The sequence below is a fragment of the Pseudomonas sp. GXZC genome (assembly GCF_026967615.1).
Classification (GTDB): domain Bacteria; phylum Pseudomonadota; class Gammaproteobacteria; order Pseudomonadales; family Pseudomonadaceae; genus Aquipseudomonas; species Aquipseudomonas azotoformans_A.
In genome coordinates this window covers 2,075,675-2,090,377 of the sequence record NZ_CP114115.1, presented here as the reverse complement: position 1 = coordinate 2,090,377, position 14,703 = coordinate 2,075,675, and the positions used below count along the sequence as shown (strand labels likewise).

Sequence of the window (14,703 nt, the reverse complement as noted above, 5' to 3'; positions counted from 1 at the left end):
GCCCGCTCCTAGTTCCGATCCGCGCGTAACAGCGCAACCAGCAGATAAATGAACAGCGCCACGGCCAATAGCAGTGACACCCCGTCCAGAACGCTCATGGAAGTCTCTCCGTTTAGCGGCGAGTGCCGCGTGTGGGGCAATTGTCGGCAGGAGTGGCGTAAAGGAACGAGAGCGAGGGAGCAGGCAGGGCGTAAAGACGGCGTAAAGAGTGGGTTTATGCGGGGTTTACAGGGGGATTTATGCGCACTTGCGGTAGGACTCGCCCTGATCTGGTGCAAGGCGATGCGAATTCAAACGCAGAACCGTTCCCTTGGCGACAGTTGCGCGGCTTTACGACAATGATTCCCATCCTGGCATAGCCGCTGCAACACCTTGAATCATTCCACACGGTTCAGGGAGAGCAACACAATGAACACACAACTCAAACCCACTTTGGGCACGCTGCATTTATGGGGCATCGCCGTCGGGCTGGTGATTTCCGGCGAATACTTCGGCTGGAGCTATGGCTGGGGCGTGGCCGGGACGCTGGGCTTTCTGGTGACCTCATTGATGGTCGCTGCGATGTACACCTGCTTCATCTTCAGTTTCACCGAACTGACCACCGCGATTCCTCACGCTGGAGGGCCTTTTGCCTACAGCCGTCGCGCTTTTGGTGAAAAAGGCGGACTGATCGCCGGGCTCGCAACCTTGATCGAATTTGTCTTCGCACCGCCGGCGATCGCCTTGGCCATCGGCGCCTATCTGAATGTGCAGTTTCCGGCACTGGACCCGAAACACGCGGCCGTCGGGGCCTACATCGTGTTCATGGGCCTGAACATCCTCGGCGTAAAACTCGCCGCCACCTTTGAACTGGTGGTATGTGTGCTCGCCGTCGCCGAGCTGCTGGTGTTCATGGGCGTCGTGGCGCCTGCCTTCAGCTTCAGCAACTTCGCCCTGAACGGCTGGGCCGGCTCAGACACCTTTGGCGCACCCGCGATTGCCGGCATGTTTGCCGCGATTCCTTTCGCTATCTGGTTCTTCCTCGCCATCGAAGGCGCAGCCATGGCGGCTGAAGAAGCGAAAGATCCTAAGCGCACCATTCCAAAGGCCTACATCAGCGGCATTCTGACCCTGGTGATCCTGGCCATGGGCGTAATGTTCTTTGCAGGCGGCGTGGGCGACTGGCGCACCCTGTCCAACATCAACGACCCCTTGCCACAAGCCATGAAGACCGTGGTGGGTGACAGCTCTGGCTGGCTGCATATGCTGGTATGGATCGGCCTGTTTGGCCTGGTGGCAAGTTTCCACGGCATTATCCTTGGCTACTCGCGCCAGTTCTTTGCCCTGGCCCGCGCCGGCTACCTGCCGTCTTTCCTCGCCAAACTGTCGCGGTTTCAGACACCGCACCGGGCAATTATCGCCGGGGGCGTGGTGGGCATCGCGGCGATCTATAGCGACGGCCTGATCAACCTGGGCGGCATGACGCTGACCGCCGCAATGATCACCATGGCGGTGTTTGGCGCCATTGTGATGTACATCATGAGCATGCTCAGCCTGTTCAAACTGCGTAAAAGCGAACCGTTGCTGGAACGTACCTTCCGCGCACCGGGTTACCCCATCGTGCCGGGCATTGCGTTGGTACTGGCGGTGGTGTGCCTGGTGGCCATGGCCTGGTTCAACGCACTGATCGGATTGATCTTCCTGGGCTTCATGGCGGTGGGGTTTGCCTACTTCCAGATGACTGCGCAAGACCGTGCCGATGCACCGGCGGATGCGATGTTGACCGGGCTCTGATCTACTGAGAGGCAGAACGGGCCTACACTGAACTAGTAAGAAAGCCCGTCACTCAAAGCAGTTATTCCCGTGGGAAAGTTCTCCCACGGCAATCTGCCTCAAGGAGCGCCTTATGCCGTGGTATGCGTGGTTGATTATGGTAGTTGCGATCGGATCGATCGTCGGTGGGTTGATGATGCTGCGAGACAGCGCCAACAAAGTCGAACTCACCGACGAACAACGCAAGCGCGTGGCCGAGCGCAACGCCCAGGCGGATGCCAAGGATGCGCAGGATCGCTGAAACTTGGGCTACTCCCAAGCCGCCTTGGCAATATGCAACCCGTGCTGCCCCTTGTAGGCAGCACGTTCCGGCTGGCTCCAGCCGTTCAGCAACTCATCCTCCAGCTTGTAGATCTCGACTCCCAGCGGACGACACACCGTCAGCGGGTCCTGCGCCTCCGGCCCCCACATCGGCAAAGACAGATCCCCACCGGGGCACGTCGACAGCGCGCACAGCAAATCAATCTCGGCAAAGAACTCCAGGTAATCGCCCTTCTGCGCCGGGCAAGCCTTCATGAAATACATATCGTCATGATTGAGGCCGGTGCACTGGAAAATATTCAGCACGTCATGCACGTCGAATTCCGTCAGACCGTGGGGCAACACCGCACGGGTCAAGTTCGAATGGCAATGGTGGTGGAAGTCTTCGCCAGTGAGCATGCGGTTCACGTAGGGATCGCAACGTGTACCCAGCAAGTCGTGCAAGCGCCCGCCATGTTCGTCTATACCGTAGCTGGCCAAACTGTCGTCAGTGATCGTCACCAGAGGCCGCAGGAATGGGAGGTTCGACCATAACCGGTCATGGGTACTGACATGCGCCCCCTGCAACTGGCGCGTACGGGCCGCCCACAAGCGCTCGCGAGGGTCGTTAGCATTCCACACGTTGAAGTCGCCCACCTGCGGGCCGACCGGCGTGGTCACACGGAACACATGCCCGGCAGGCACCTTCCACGCCCGGCCCGTGCGAATCGGCACCTCAAACTGCTCAACCAGCCTGCGCTGATCTTTTCGGTCACGAATGTGCTCGTAAAACGCCGTGTCGACCTGCAACGCCGAACCTTTACTGACCTGGTAAGCCGCCGGATAGTCTTTGTACATGATGCAGATCCTCGATCAGGGGTGGTTAAACAAGGCCAATGACAGGTGCTCCGAATCATCCAGGTACAGGCCCATCGCCTCGCCTGCCGCCGGTTTATCCTGCCGGACCAATAAGGTGAAAATCTCACGGTCGCGCTCCAACCACGGCGATTGAAAACGCTGCTCATCAGGCGCGGCGCAAAACACCAAACGCAGTTGGGCGATGACCTGGGCAAAAAACTCGTCGAACAACGGGCTGCGCATCAGCGCGACAATCTGTTGGTGAAACACCAGGCTATGGGTGGCCACAGCGCGCCAATCTTCGCGCTCACGGGCCAGGGTGGTCGCGTCGATCGCGTTTTGCATACGCCCGGACTGAGCCTCTGTCAGAGGACCGCTTTGGGCAATGGCCTGCAGCTCCAGGGTGCGGCGAACTACAAATAAATCACGCACCTCCTCTCGCTCCAGCCGCCGGACCATAACCCCTTTATTACGCACATACCGCGTCAGCCCTTCCTGGCCCAGGCGATGCAACGCTTCACGGATGGTATTGCGCGAGGCGCTGTAAGCCTTCACCAGTTCTACCTCGACCAACGGCATCCCAGGCAACAGCCGCCCACCGATGATATCGGCGCGAAGCTCAAGGGCGATCTGGTCGGCTAAAGACCTGAGCGTCATGAACACCTCATGATTGTTGAACAATCTTCCACCTAGAGGTAATCACGTTTCATGCCAACGCGCATGCGTGTAAAAAGGCTCAAGTTGGTTAAAATGCCAGCCTGTAACCGAGGCCGTCCTATGCGTTATTCACCCGACCACAAAGCCCAGACCCACCAACGCATCATCAAGGAAGCCTCCGTACGCTTTCGCCGCGACGGCATCGGCGCTACGGGCCTACAGCCATTGATGAAAGCGCTGAATCTCACGCATGGCGGGTTTTACGCGCACTTCAAGTCAAAGGACGAACTGGTAGAGAAGGCGCTGCAGGCTGCTGCGGCAGAGCTGGATACACACTGCGAGATGCTGTTCAGTCAGGAGCGGCCACTGGAAGCGTTTATTGACAGCTACCTGTCGGAGTGGCACCTGACCTCCCCCGATCAAGGTTGCCCGCTGCCCACCATGTCCTCAGAACTGGGGCTTAGAGGCCAGCACAGTGCAACGACGGACGCGGTGCTCGGTGCACGGGTCAGGCAGATTGAAGCGGCCTTGGCGGATGGTCGGAGCGATGCACAAGGTTTGGTGATGATGTCGACATTGGTGGGAGCCCTGGTACTTGCTCGGAGTGTCGAAGACAAGGCGCTGGCGATGCGAATCATGGAAGTGGTTCGGGATGGCTTGAAAAGCCGGGTTTCAGAAGATGAAAAAGCCGGTCAGTGACCGGCCTCTCCTATTGGCTTAGTTGATTGCCAGCCGATCGCGGTTCTTCTCCAGCAGCGCCTTGCCGATCCCCTTCACTTCCAACAATTCGTCTACCGCCGTGAATGGGCCATTACTTTCACGGTAGGCGACGATGGCCTTGGCTTTGGAGGCGCCTATGCCGAAGAGGTCACGGCGCAGGGTTTCGGCGTCGGCGGCGTTAAGATTGACCTTGGCGGATTGTTCAGTTTTGGACATCTGCACGGTGATGGGGGTCGGGGCTTCGGGCTTGATGGGCGGGGCAGCGGTGGCGGTGGCGGAGACGGTGGTGAGAAAGGCAAAAATCAGGGAAGTGAGATAGGTGTTCTGCATTCGTGACGCTCCATGACATCGATAAGAGGAAAGCAGCTTTTCCGAAGCTGCTTTCCTAAGTTAGGCGATATATACGAAGAATCAAAAATGGGTACGTTACAGAGTATTAATCAAAATCTCGTACAGCGAGATGTAACGTCATCTCAATTGCCCATACCAACAAAACAGTGCCTAAATATTACAAGGCGAACTGCACAACCGAATCAATGATACGTGTCGGCTCATAGCCGACTAGCACGTCATGACTCATGAATCCGGACAGCACCGCGCAGGAATTAATACCCAGGGACTGGGCGACCTTGATATCAGAACCGGTATCACCAATAAGCCAATCCTCACCCGTCAGGTAAGAAACTTCGCGTCCGATAATGAACTCTTTAGAATACTTCTGCTCAGTCACCATCAAACGTTCAAAGTAATTCAACAGCCCAAGCGATTCCAACTGAGTCACGGCAGACTCCCGTGATTGGCGGGCAGTACAAACATGCAGCCGCGCTTGAGCACTTAGCCTAACAAGGGTTTCTTTTACACCGTCGAAATTGGAATCCATCGACAGGAATTCAGCACTTTCAATCAACCCCATCCAAGACTGAACGAAGCGCTGAATATCATTATCACTGTAACCAAACTCAGTCGACAATATCAGCTCATTCGACAGCCTGTTATGCTTAAAGCCCCAATATTGATCGAATGTCAACTTGGAAACAGGGACCAATCTTTGGAACAATTGGTACAACCGCTGTTTAGAGTCGATCAGGGTTCCGTCGAGATCAAATATGATATTCATTTCACCCTCACAAAATAATCATATTCTTCTCTTAGCGCCACTAAAAAGTCTTTTTCAACAGGAAGCAACTTATCATTCATAAGCCGAGTATCAAAAACAAGATCTCTCTTCACCCCATGAAACTCACGAGACAAAACCTCAACATCGACACCACTTATATCAATTAAGTGTTTCAGCAACGCCTTTATGGATATTGAACGACCACCAGCAACATTAATCAAACCGATATTTTCACTCAATTCAACCGCAGAAAAAATCGCTTCAATCACATCATCAATATAGACAAAGCTTCTGAGCTCTGTCCCATCGCCATACAACTCGACAGGGTTACCAGAAATTATAGCTTTCATCGCTTTCGGCAAAAATTTAGCGTATCTCTCCTCACCAGGCCCATAAACATGACCGATACGCAAAATAGTACGTGAAATATTGTTTTTTCGTGCATATATCGAGACGAGTTGTTCACAGTAGAGTTTTGACCAGCCATACAGTGATGTAGGCTGCGTATAACTCTTCTCACATATCACACTCGAGGCCGAATAGACATCAACCGTACTAAGATAAACAATTCTCTCAAGCGCTATGAGTGGCAGATCCAACAAATGCTGAGTAAATAGTATATTTTGATTACAACGTTCGACGTCATCCGCCTCCGCAGCACTCTTTGGAATAAAAGCACCCGCATGAATAATAATCTTCACATCACTCAAAAGCGAAAGTTAGGTCATAATTTAGCACTTGACACTTTTCATTCGCTTTTGAACTCAGAGCTAAGACATTCTCCCTACCCCATATTTCAATCGCACGGTCAAGCAAACGCCCCCCGATAAACCCTGAAACCCCGGTGATCAGTACTTTCATAAGAAGACGATCTTGTCATTAATACCCTCAGCCGACGTCAGCATCGGTTGGGTATCCATTCCTCGCAGCCACATCAAATCATTTGGCAGGGGGTTGACCATTTTCTCAAGCACCGGAAACTCATTATACAAAGCAATGTCTTTAAAAATTTCAGGCAGGTTCAAACCGGCCTCAGTGAAAAACAGAACAGTGGTAAAGAAGCGTGAAATGTTTATTTCTGTTGGATTAGGAACACCCTTTTCATCATAGGCCATGTCAACACCGAAAATCCCATGGGGTTTATCCGAGACTGCCTTGACGCTGTTTATCGCGATCTCTGTAGCCAGATCATTGGCACAGGTTACCCCTACTTTGGTAACCCCCGTCACACCCGAAATGCTTCGGTTGCCGTGAGTCCAACTGCGACGTTCACGTGACTGCGCGACGATCAATTTTCCTTCGTGCCAGATGGACAGCCATGTAATGGTGTTTGGGGTCAGCATCTCTGCCGCGACAAAGTCACCCCAACCTTTGTAGTGATTGATCCAAGCCTTCGCCAAGTCGAAATCGTTAGTAGGAATAGCGCCCTTCCCGCCGCCCCCGATCGACGATGCACGAAGCCAGATTTTTCCATCTTCTCGACCCAGCGTTTTAAAGGCGGCGCGCAAATCGGCTTCGTCATTGATCATCATGTTTTCAGGCACTGGGATACCAGCATTCTTGAAAGCAAGATACGACTTATGCTTATGAACACAGGTGTCAATAACCTCGTGTTCGGGCATGAACAACTTCGTCCCCGTCGCGAGAATATCATCGCGAATCAGCGAGGCATGAAAGATCTCCAGGTCATTCTGGAAATGCACTAAGTCAGGCTTCTCTGCGTTGAGCAGTTGCAGAAGTTTGGCTTTGTATTCAGGGGAGTTAGCATAAGGAATATAGAATTTTTTGCTCGCGGCAGAGAGAGCAAGATCGGTTGGCTCAGAGCCCATACCAATCACAGTCTCTTTCTTCTGCGAGCGCAACAGCGAGTTGATCACGCCTTCAGAAGGTGCTCCACCGGCCCCTGCGATCAATATTTTAGACATTATCTGCTCCATTTCCCAAGGCACCAGCTATCTCACTGTGCGCAATTACGTACACCCGTCTATACGGGCGCTGATTCAGTTAAGCAACGCCACTACAGGGCATTGAGTTTATGTGACTGTCACGGTTCGAGGCGACGCTGCTGGTGTATCCAGTCAACAATCTCCCCCTCAGGCGCGTACCCGCTGACGGTATCGCGGAGCATCTGGCGAACACGTGGGTAATCATCCGCTTCCACCGCAGCAACCAATTCGGCCAGCTTGACCTTCAATACGTCCCAGGCCAAGTGATCCTCATTGGCACTCATAATCATCGGATGCGGTGTCGACACCACGTTGTCGCCTATCAGCAACTCTTCATAGAGCTTCTCGCCCGGGCGTAATCCGGTAAATTCAATGGCGATATCGCCGTGGGGATTTTTCTCGGAGCGGACACTGAAGCCAGATAGGTGAACCATTTTCTCGGCCAGTTCGAAAATCTTGACCGGCTCGCCCATATCCAGCACAAATACGTCCCCCCCTTGTCCCATTGAGCCCGCCTGAATGACTAATTGTGCAGCTTCGGGGATGGTCATGAAGTAACGGGTGATTTTAGGGTGGGTAACCGTCAACGGGCCGCCGGCTTTGATCTGCTTGTGAAACAGGGGTATCACTGAGCCGGAGGAGCCCAGCACATTACCGAAGCGAACCATGGTGAATCGGGTTTTGTTCACCCGGGAAATATTTGACTTATCTCCAAACAATACCGGCGCTAACTCTCTGCTGAGCGCCTGAAGCGTTAGTTCGGCAAGGCGCTTGGTACTGCCCATTACATTCGTTGGGCGAACCGCTTTATCGGTAGAGATCAGCACAAAATTCGAAACACCCGCCTGTAACGCAGCTTGAGCGGTATAGAGCGTACCGATGACATTGTTCAATACGCCTTCGGCGATATTGTGTTCAACCATCGGTACATGCTTATAGGCGGCTGCGTGATAAACCGTATCCACGTGCCAGGCTTTCATAATGTCCAATAACTTGGCTTGGTTACGAACTGAACCAAGAATCGGCAACAACCGAATGGGCAACGATTCACGGGCCACACGTTGTTCGAGTTCAGACAGAATGCTGTACAGGTTGAACTCACTGTGCTCGAACAGCAAAAGTGTCGTTGGGCGTAAATTAACGATCTGTCGACATAGCTCAGAACCAATAGACCCTCCCGCTCCAGTCACGAGGACGCTTTGCCCCCTGATACAATGTTCAAGTAATTCCCCCTGGGCGGGTACGGAATCACGGCCAAGCAAATCGGCAATGTCCACTTCCTGAATGTCGTCGACCTTCACACGGCCGCTGGCAAGATCCATGAACCCCGGAACCGTCCTGACGTGCAAGGGAAAGCCTTCCAGGAGACCAAGAATCTCTCGGCGTCGACCACGATTGGATGATGGAATAGCCAAAAGGATTTCCTGGGCACCCGTCGCTTCGATCATTTGCTGGATATGCTTGGGCTTGTAGACCTGCAGCCCGGATATCACTCGATCAGCAATGCCTGCGTCGTCGTCAATAAACGCTACCGGTCGCATGACTCGTCCCATGCGCAGGGCTGCTACCAATTGATTTCCTGCCGCACCCGCGCCATAAATCGCGACTTTGGTTAACCCGTCTTCGCGACTCGTGAACGGCATGTGTTGAGCGGCCGTAAACCAATCACCGAGAAAAAACTGTCGCATCGCAAGGCGCAACCCGCCAATCATGATCATACTCAACCACCAATAGTTGAAAATGATCGATCGAGGCACAACGGTCTCGTGATTACTGTACCAATAGACGAAAATCCCGAGGATCAGTGAAGACAAACTGACCGCCTTGATGATTTCAATCAAGGCGTCGTTGCCAAAATAACGCATCACGGCACGGTACATGCCATACCGGATGAATAGAGGAATGGCAACGATCGGCGCACTGAGAAAAAGCCATGAGTGTTGCACCAACGGATTGGTCAGGTCGTCTACTCCGAGGCGAACCAGGAACGCCATCCACAATGCAGCCCACACCAAAAATATGTCGACAATGACCTGCAGGAAACGTTTTTTCCGACGGGGTAGACTCAGCAAATATGCCCGTAACTTACTCATGTTTTTTCTCAATGACCTGTGCAACTCGCCCACCATAGGCTTTCGAGCAGTCCTTCAACGCTATCGTATTGACGCAGTCTGGCGATAATTCTTCAAAAAATGAAAATGCTGTATCCATTGTAATTCAATACCGTCCCTTGCCTTTGATATGGCCTCATCCTTGAAGTGATGAAGCCAGCCCCGCGCCGCCGAGCTAGCCGAAGCACCCGACGCGCCCTGAAGACGCCCGATGCCAGGGAATTCAAAACCGCGCATCAGCGAAATGACCATCGTTTGTGCCCCCAATAGCTGGAAAACACAGGCACCGCGACACCAATTGCGTGAGCGACTTCATCTGCGAAACGCTGTACGCCCATCGCGGGCAGAACATGGAATGCCAACACCAGGCTAATACCCCACGTCTGTAAGACTGCTACGATATTGACCAGCACAAAAAACATTGCCGACCGATGAACTGACTGCTCAGTGTCTTTGAACACAAACAACTTGGCGAGAATAAACGCCGTGACCATCCCGGTGAGATAGGCCAGGATCACTGCCGTAGAGAAGCTTAGCCACAGGCTATAAACGATTCGTGATCCAAAATTGACAGCCGCCGCCGTTCCCCCGGTCAACAGAAACGTCAAGAACTGGCGAGACATGAATTGCTGAATCACTTTACTGCATCCCTTGCCATCTTTCGGCCAAAATCGATGCTTTCGGATATCCCGCGATCCTCCGGATAGTAATACGAAGTATCCGCCACCCATAGCCCTCTGATGGGTAACGATACAGGCGGAAGTCGGTCCAGGTAACCGGGATCACAAATCGGCTGAGCATAGCGATAACGGCTTGCACGAAGTTCTACAAAGTCGCTGTCGGTCAATGCCGGATTAATCTTCTTCAAATAACGTCGAACTTTGTCAAGAAAGGCTTGGTCTGGCTCGGAAAAATTGGGATGTTCACCTGGCATATAAAACGGCACATAAACAATATGCTGGTCCAATGGTCGCAGGTTGCTGTACTCAACCAGTCCGGGGATATCCATATCCGGATCATTGGTGTTAAGCCAAAAATTTTCGGTCAGCGGTTGGCGTAACTTCGCGATCACGCACACTACAGCCACATTTTTCAACGCTTGGAAGCGTTCGAGAATGTCCTCAGGCAGGTCCGGCATTACCCGAGGAACGTACGGCAGAGGAATCGTGCTGATGACCTTGTCGAATGATTCAAACTGCCCGCCCACCTCAACGCCTTGAACCTGCCCGCCGTCCATCAAAACCTTGGTAACCGCAGACCGCAGGCGTATCTCTCCGCCATTGGCTTCGATGTCTCGCTTGAGTGCTTGCAATAACGTTTCGGAGCCGCCCTCAAGGTAGCCAAGCTTTTCACGGAACAAACTGTACCGAGATCGGCCAATTCTACGGATACGGCTCCATATCCAAGCGGCAGAAAGATTGTCGGTATGATCATAGAACTTGTAATCAAACAACCGGCGCCATAAGACTTCCCATGCCTCGGCCCCCACCCAACGGCGTATCCAGCCCGTTGCTTCTACATTATCCAATGGTTTCCAATCAGTTCGCTTAGTGCACAGGAAGGCGTGCAAGCCATAGCGAAACTTCGCGATCATGCTCAACCCTTTAAACCGCAATAGGGCGATTGGATTACCCCAAGGCTGAAGGCGGTTCTGGTACCAGTAACCCATCTTGGTCTCAACCCAGCGCATCTGATGAGATAAATCCAGCTCATCCAGCACGGTCAGAAAGGCGTGGTCAGAGATACAGTGAAAATGATAATAGCGCTCGATGCTCAGGCCGGAAAAGTCGAATGCCGCGGTCATGCCCCCCACACGGTCATCGGCTTCGAAAACCACCGGCGTATGACCATCACGCGCTAACTGGTACGCCACTGCGAGCCCCATTGGCCCAGCACCCAACACTGCAACTCGCTGCCCCATGCTCAAAACTCCAAGACCACTTTGCCATAGGTGGGATCGTTAAATGTCTCATCCACTGCCTCAGCAAATGAGGTATATGGCACGCCGAAAATTTCCGGCCAATCGATGACTTCAAATTCGTCGCGCGCACTCAAAGCCGCTAACTGCTGGGTAGTGAACGGTGGGTTCTTATCGAACAGTGCCCACGTCCATATCAATGCGTAGAAAAACGCGTACGGAATTCGCACAATCGGCGTTTTCGCCTGTGTGGCTGTTTTGATTACCCGGATCATATCGATGTAATCGATTTTTTCATGACCTGAAATATTATAAATGCCATCGTGAATATCATGCTCAATACAACTGATAATGATATTACTGAAATCACCGACATACAGGGGTTGGCGCATATAACGGCCATGCCCCGGTATTGGAAAAACCGGCACTTTCTTCATGAACCGTGATAGCCAGCCCAAGTGTTTCCGGTCGAACCAACCAAACATCAGTGTGGGGCGTAGAATAGGGCAACTCACGCCGCTCTCAATCACCATTTTTTCCTGATCTTTCTTGGTCCTGGTGTAAAAGTCATCCGCCACCGACTCAACCACTGACGAGCTTATATGCACCAGGTTGGGGACGTTGTTCGACTTTATTGCATCTAGAATCAACGCCGTCGCATCAATGTTGTTACGCACAAACTCCTGATACTCGAGCCCGCCGATCTGCGCTTGCAACATCACTACAACATCCGCACCAGCAAAGTGGCGCTGCCACTCACCTGCCTCTGCTAAATCGGCGTACTCCACCGTGATATCGGGCTGAACCTGCTTGAGCACCTCAATATTTTTTCGGTGTTTATCCAGCACAACAATATTGGAGTACCCTTTCGCTTTTAAGCGAGCAACAAGATTCTGGCCGACCAAGCCTGCGCCGCCAGGAAGGATAATTTTCTTCATGGGGCCACCTGGTCATTGAGTGTCGCGGAAATCGAGTACTCTGGGCAAACCTCTATGTGCCCGGCCGTCTTCATTGCCAGTTGCAACGTATACGCCCCCTGCAAATCCTTTGTATCGATGGCTACGGAATAGCCTGCACGCTCCAACGTTGATTTGTTGTAAGCCTTGGCAACATCAGGACGGGAAACGGACGCGCCTTTTACGAAGGAGCGCTTACCTGATTCATCCGTCAGCACCATGTAGGCTGCCTCCGGTACGGTGCCTTCATCCAGCGAGGTCGCTAACCAACCAGTGACTGATAATAGGCGTCCGACTTTTATACTAGAACCCACTTGTTGCCCGTCGATGGCATCAATACCCCCTTCGCATTTCGATGCCTTCAACAATGGCAAATCGTCCACTTCTCGATCCCATGCGCCCAGGTTATAAACACCCGAGAGATCAAGATCATGCGCGACATCTAGCTCGCCTAGCTGCAATGTGTACTCCGGCTGCCATGAGCGACTGGAGCGACCTTCCTGATAGATCTTGATTGACTTGACTCGTTTGCCCTGCAGGCGATCAGTACCTTCATATAAATACGAAAATTCAGCCGTACTTTCTATCAAGGGAGAAATCACGACACCCGACTTCAACATCCCCGAAACGACGCGATAGGTACGAACTTCACCATTCATCAAGGTGGCGGACATCTCTAACTCAGCGGGTTTGAACAGAATATTTGCCAGCCGTCCGATCAAGGTAGGCTTGATGACAATCCGAGCCACTTGGATTTTATCCGTACTCGCCAACGCGACGTCTTCACCCATTTTATATTCGCGAAAAACGCCAGGTTTAACATCTGTAAACGTTTGTGCAGATGATTTCTCGAGTTGCAAGTAATCATTCATGTGCTTGACCGGGCGGTAATGCGTCAGTAGCACGGGCCAACTGGCCCCATCTTCCATGGAAGGCAGCCTACCGTCGATGGGTTCAACTTTGAAGAAAATGTTATCCGGGGCGCTGTTACCGAGTAAATAATCACGATTTTTCTCTGCAAGGTCAGGCGTATAAACAGAGTAACTTTGAATAATCGGCCGTGGCGCCCAAGTATTACCAGAGCTGATCAATATTGCCTGATTATAAGAATAGATATCGCTGCGCCCAGGCAACAAGGGTAAAGGAGAGTCTTTTTTGTAGGAGGCAAGAAGCGCGTCAAACTGCGATTGAGGCCAGTTTTCACCAGAAAGGCGTCTTTCGATACCTTTCTGAGTACCTGCAAAAGCCCAGTCGGTTATTTTAACAACCTCAGAAAATTTGAACCCCACATAGCGTCCGAAAATCATCCCCGCCGTCACAACCGATAAAATCAACGTCACCGTAGCGAGCCGCCCCCGTCGAAACAGCGACAACGTCAAGATTGCAAAAATCAACGCGACGGCGCCCGTCAAGGCATGAGCGTCATGGCGAACAAATGCTGCCTTGAATGAAATAAACAAAAATAAGAAATAAACCCCCGGCAGGTACAAGTCCACCAGGGAAAAAGGCGTATTAGTACGTTTAAAAGTGCAAATCATCAACAACGCCGCGCATAGGACATACGCTATGATTTCGCGGCTCTTTCCCGAATACGCCATCGCTTCTGTGTAACCGGAGATGATCGGCGCAATGTTAATAAAAAAGCTGCCGAGATCGCTGAGAGATTGCCCAGCCGCCACCCAGAACACAATAAGGGAAATAACCGGCACGCACAGAGAAAACAACCCAAGCATCTTCTCTTTATTGAGCAAAAACATAAGCGCGCAGCCAAGCGTGATTGTGAAGCTAAGTAACAGCAGGCTGCCCTTGACAATGGGAATCAAACCAACAGCCGAAAAAGCGATCAACAGCAATGCATAGGCCGCTGGATAAAATCGACCCGACGCCTGTTTTTCCTGACAGAGTCGATAAACAACCAGCGCCGCCAACAGCGGAATGAACAGAAGCAGCGCATCGCGAGAGTGAGCGCTAAGCAACGCAGGAACGCAAAGCGCCAAAACGATACTGATCCGCCCTCTGACTAAATACAGGATGCTGATCCAGCAAGAGATAGCCAAGAACAAGCTGCCCAGTAACATCAGCGTGTCAGTCGCGGGGTGATAGGATCTCGTATAAATGGAGGCATAAGGTCCAAACGTAAAGATCACGTCGGTACCAATTCGCAGGCCCTGAGATACCGCCTGGTTCATCCCGAAAACCCAGGAGGCATCAAGACCATAGGTTGGCATGGAGGGATCGAAGGGCACGAATACGCACACCAGCACGATCAGCAAAAATGCTCTAGAGAGCATTTCGGCCCATTTTCTCGATGTACCAGAAAGCACTGAGCGCCTACCTTCCAAGTTTAAAAGCATTTCCTACCTCGAAA

Annotated in this window: 15 protein-coding genes; 3 read left to right on the top strand and 12 right to left on the bottom strand. The window is 52.3% G+C overall.

The annotated features are described in order from the left end of the window. Positions 1 to 8 precede the first annotated feature (8 nt). A complete protein-coding gene (gene kdpF, locus OZ428_RS09975) occupies positions 9 to 98 on the bottom strand; it encodes a K(+)-transporting ATPase subunit F (protein ID WP_003218754.1) in 90 nt (29 codons plus the stop codon). Positions 99 to 408: 310 nt separating this feature from the next. On the opposite strand from kdpF, the gene eat reads away from it, so the two are divergent. After that, positions 409 to 1,773 (top strand): ethanolamine permease, encoded by a 1,365-nt coding sequence (gene eat / locus OZ428_RS09970; RefSeq protein WP_038844515.1) that lies wholly within the window; start codon positions 409 to 411, stop codon positions 1,771 to 1,773. A gap of 112 nt (positions 1,774 to 1,885) precedes the next feature. Beyond that, entirely contained in the window at positions 1,886 to 2,053 is a 168-nt protein-coding gene (locus OZ428_RS09965) for a DUF2897 family protein (protein WP_003172675.1), read from the top strand. 8 nt (positions 2,054 to 2,061) lie between these two features. On the opposite strand, the gene OZ428_RS09960 is transcribed toward OZ428_RS09965, so the two are convergent. Further along, positions 2,062 to 2,910: an urea carboxylase-associated family protein gene (locus OZ428_RS09960; protein WP_269133262.1), complete on the bottom strand. Its 849-nt coding sequence runs from the start codon at positions 2,908 to 2,910 to the stop codon at positions 2,062 to 2,064. Between the two features lie 15 nt (positions 2,911 to 2,925). Beyond that, entirely contained in the window at positions 2,926 to 3,567 is a 642-nt protein-coding gene (locus tag OZ428_RS09955; protein ID WP_269133261.1) for a GntR family transcriptional regulator, read from the bottom strand. Positions 3,568 to 3,687: 120 nt separating this feature from the next. Here OZ428_RS09955 and OZ428_RS09950 point away from each other — a divergent pair, with 120 nt between their 5' ends. Further along, positions 3,688 to 4,266, top strand: a complete 579-nt coding sequence (locus OZ428_RS09950; protein WP_269133260.1) for a TetR/AcrR family transcriptional regulator — start codon at positions 3,688 to 3,690, stop codon at positions 4,264 to 4,266. An 18-nt stretch (positions 4,267 to 4,284) separates the two neighbouring features. Here the strand turns inward: OZ428_RS09950 and OZ428_RS09945 are convergent, their stop codons facing one another. The 9 genes from OZ428_RS09945 to OZ428_RS09905 all read right to left on the bottom strand — a co-directional run bounded on the left by OZ428_RS09945 (position 4,285) and on the right by OZ428_RS09905 (position 14,608). After that, on the bottom strand, positions 4,285 to 4,617 hold the full coding sequence (locus OZ428_RS09945) for a ComEA family DNA-binding protein (RefSeq protein ID WP_269133259.1): 333 nt from the start codon (positions 4,615 to 4,617) through the stop codon (positions 4,285 to 4,287). A gap of 178 nt (positions 4,618 to 4,795) precedes the next feature. Next, positions 4,796 to 5,404: an HAD family hydrolase gene (locus OZ428_RS09940; protein WP_269133258.1), complete on the bottom strand. Its 609-nt coding sequence runs from the start codon at positions 5,402 to 5,404 to the stop codon at positions 4,796 to 4,798. Next, positions 5,401 to 6,105 (bottom strand): NAD-dependent epimerase/dehydratase family protein, encoded by a 705-nt coding sequence (locus tag OZ428_RS09935; protein ID WP_269133257.1) that lies wholly within the window; start codon positions 6,103 to 6,105, stop codon positions 5,401 to 5,403. The genes OZ428_RS09940 and OZ428_RS09935 overlap by 4 nt, the downstream gene beginning before the upstream one ends. A 156-nt stretch (positions 6,106 to 6,261) precedes the next feature. Beyond that, positions 6,262 to 7,329, bottom strand: a complete 1,068-nt coding sequence (locus OZ428_RS09930) for a hypothetical protein (RefSeq protein WP_269133256.1) — start codon at positions 7,327 to 7,329, stop codon at positions 6,262 to 6,264. Positions 7,330 to 7,448: 119 nt separating this feature from the next. After that, entirely contained in the window at positions 7,449 to 9,443 is a 1,995-nt protein-coding gene (locus OZ428_RS09925; RefSeq protein ID WP_269133255.1) for a polysaccharide biosynthesis protein, read from the bottom strand. 254 nt (positions 9,444 to 9,697) lie between these two features. Next, positions 9,698 to 10,099 (bottom strand): GtrA family protein, encoded by a 402-nt coding sequence (locus OZ428_RS09920; protein ID WP_269133254.1) that lies wholly within the window; start codon positions 10,097 to 10,099, stop codon positions 9,698 to 9,700. Then, positions 10,096 to 11,382, bottom strand: a complete 1,287-nt coding sequence (locus OZ428_RS09915) for an NAD(P)/FAD-dependent oxidoreductase (protein ID WP_269133253.1) — start codon at positions 11,380 to 11,382, stop codon at positions 10,096 to 10,098. Before OZ428_RS09915 ends, OZ428_RS09920 begins: the two co-directional genes overlap by 4 nt. A 2-nt stretch (positions 11,383 to 11,384) precedes the next feature. Then, positions 11,385 to 12,317, bottom strand: a complete 933-nt coding sequence (locus OZ428_RS09910; protein WP_269133252.1) for an NAD-dependent epimerase/dehydratase family protein — start codon at positions 12,315 to 12,317, stop codon at positions 11,385 to 11,387. Further along, complete coding sequence (locus tag OZ428_RS09905; RefSeq protein ID WP_269133251.1) at positions 12,314 to 14,608, bottom strand: hypothetical protein; 2,295 nt, start codon at positions 14,606 to 14,608, stop codon at positions 12,314 to 12,316. Before OZ428_RS09905 ends, OZ428_RS09910 begins: the two co-directional genes overlap by 4 nt. Positions 14,609 to 14,703 lie beyond the last annotated feature (95 nt).

Bases quoted from the DNA above. Each gene is read 5' to 3' on its own strand.
- kdpF (WP_003218754.1), bottom strand. From the start codon at position 98: ATGAGCGTTCTGGACGGGGTGTCACTGCTATTGGCCGTGGCGCTGTTC.
- eat (WP_038844515.1), top strand. From the start codon at position 409: ATGAACACACAACTCAAACCCACTTTGGGCACGCTGCATTTATGGGGC.
- OZ428_RS09965 (WP_003172675.1), top strand. From the start codon at position 1,886: ATGCCGTGGTATGCGTGGTTGATTATGGTAGTTGCGATCGGATCGATC.
- OZ428_RS09960 (WP_269133262.1), bottom strand. From the start codon at position 2,910: ATGTACAAAGACTATCCGGCGGCTTACCAGGTCAGTAAAGGTTCGGCG.
- OZ428_RS09955 (WP_269133261.1), bottom strand. From the start codon at position 3,567: ATGACGCTCAGGTCTTTAGCCGACCAGATCGCCCTTGAGCTTCGCGCC.
- OZ428_RS09950 (WP_269133260.1), top strand. From the start codon at position 3,688: ATGCGTTATTCACCCGACCACAAAGCCCAGACCCACCAACGCATCATC.
- OZ428_RS09945 (WP_269133259.1), bottom strand. From the start codon at position 4,617: ATGCAGAACACCTATCTCACTTCCCTGATTTTTGCCTTTCTCACCACC.
- OZ428_RS09940 (WP_269133258.1), bottom strand. From the start codon at position 5,404: ATGAATATCATATTTGATCTCGACGGAACCCTGATCGACTCTAAACAG.
- OZ428_RS09930 (WP_269133256.1), bottom strand. From the start codon at position 7,329: ATGTCTAAAATATTGATCGCAGGGGCCGGTGGAGCACCTTCTGAAGGC.
- OZ428_RS09925 (WP_269133255.1), bottom strand. From the start codon at position 9,443: ATGAGTAAGTTACGGGCATATTTGCTGAGTCTACCCCGTCGGAAAAAA.
- OZ428_RS09915 (WP_269133253.1), bottom strand. From the start codon at position 11,382: ATGGGGCAGCGAGTTGCAGTGTTGGGTGCTGGGCCAATGGGGCTCGCA.
- OZ428_RS09910 (WP_269133252.1), bottom strand. From the start codon at position 12,317: ATGAAGAAAATTATCCTTCCTGGCGGCGCAGGCTTGGTCGGCCAGAAT.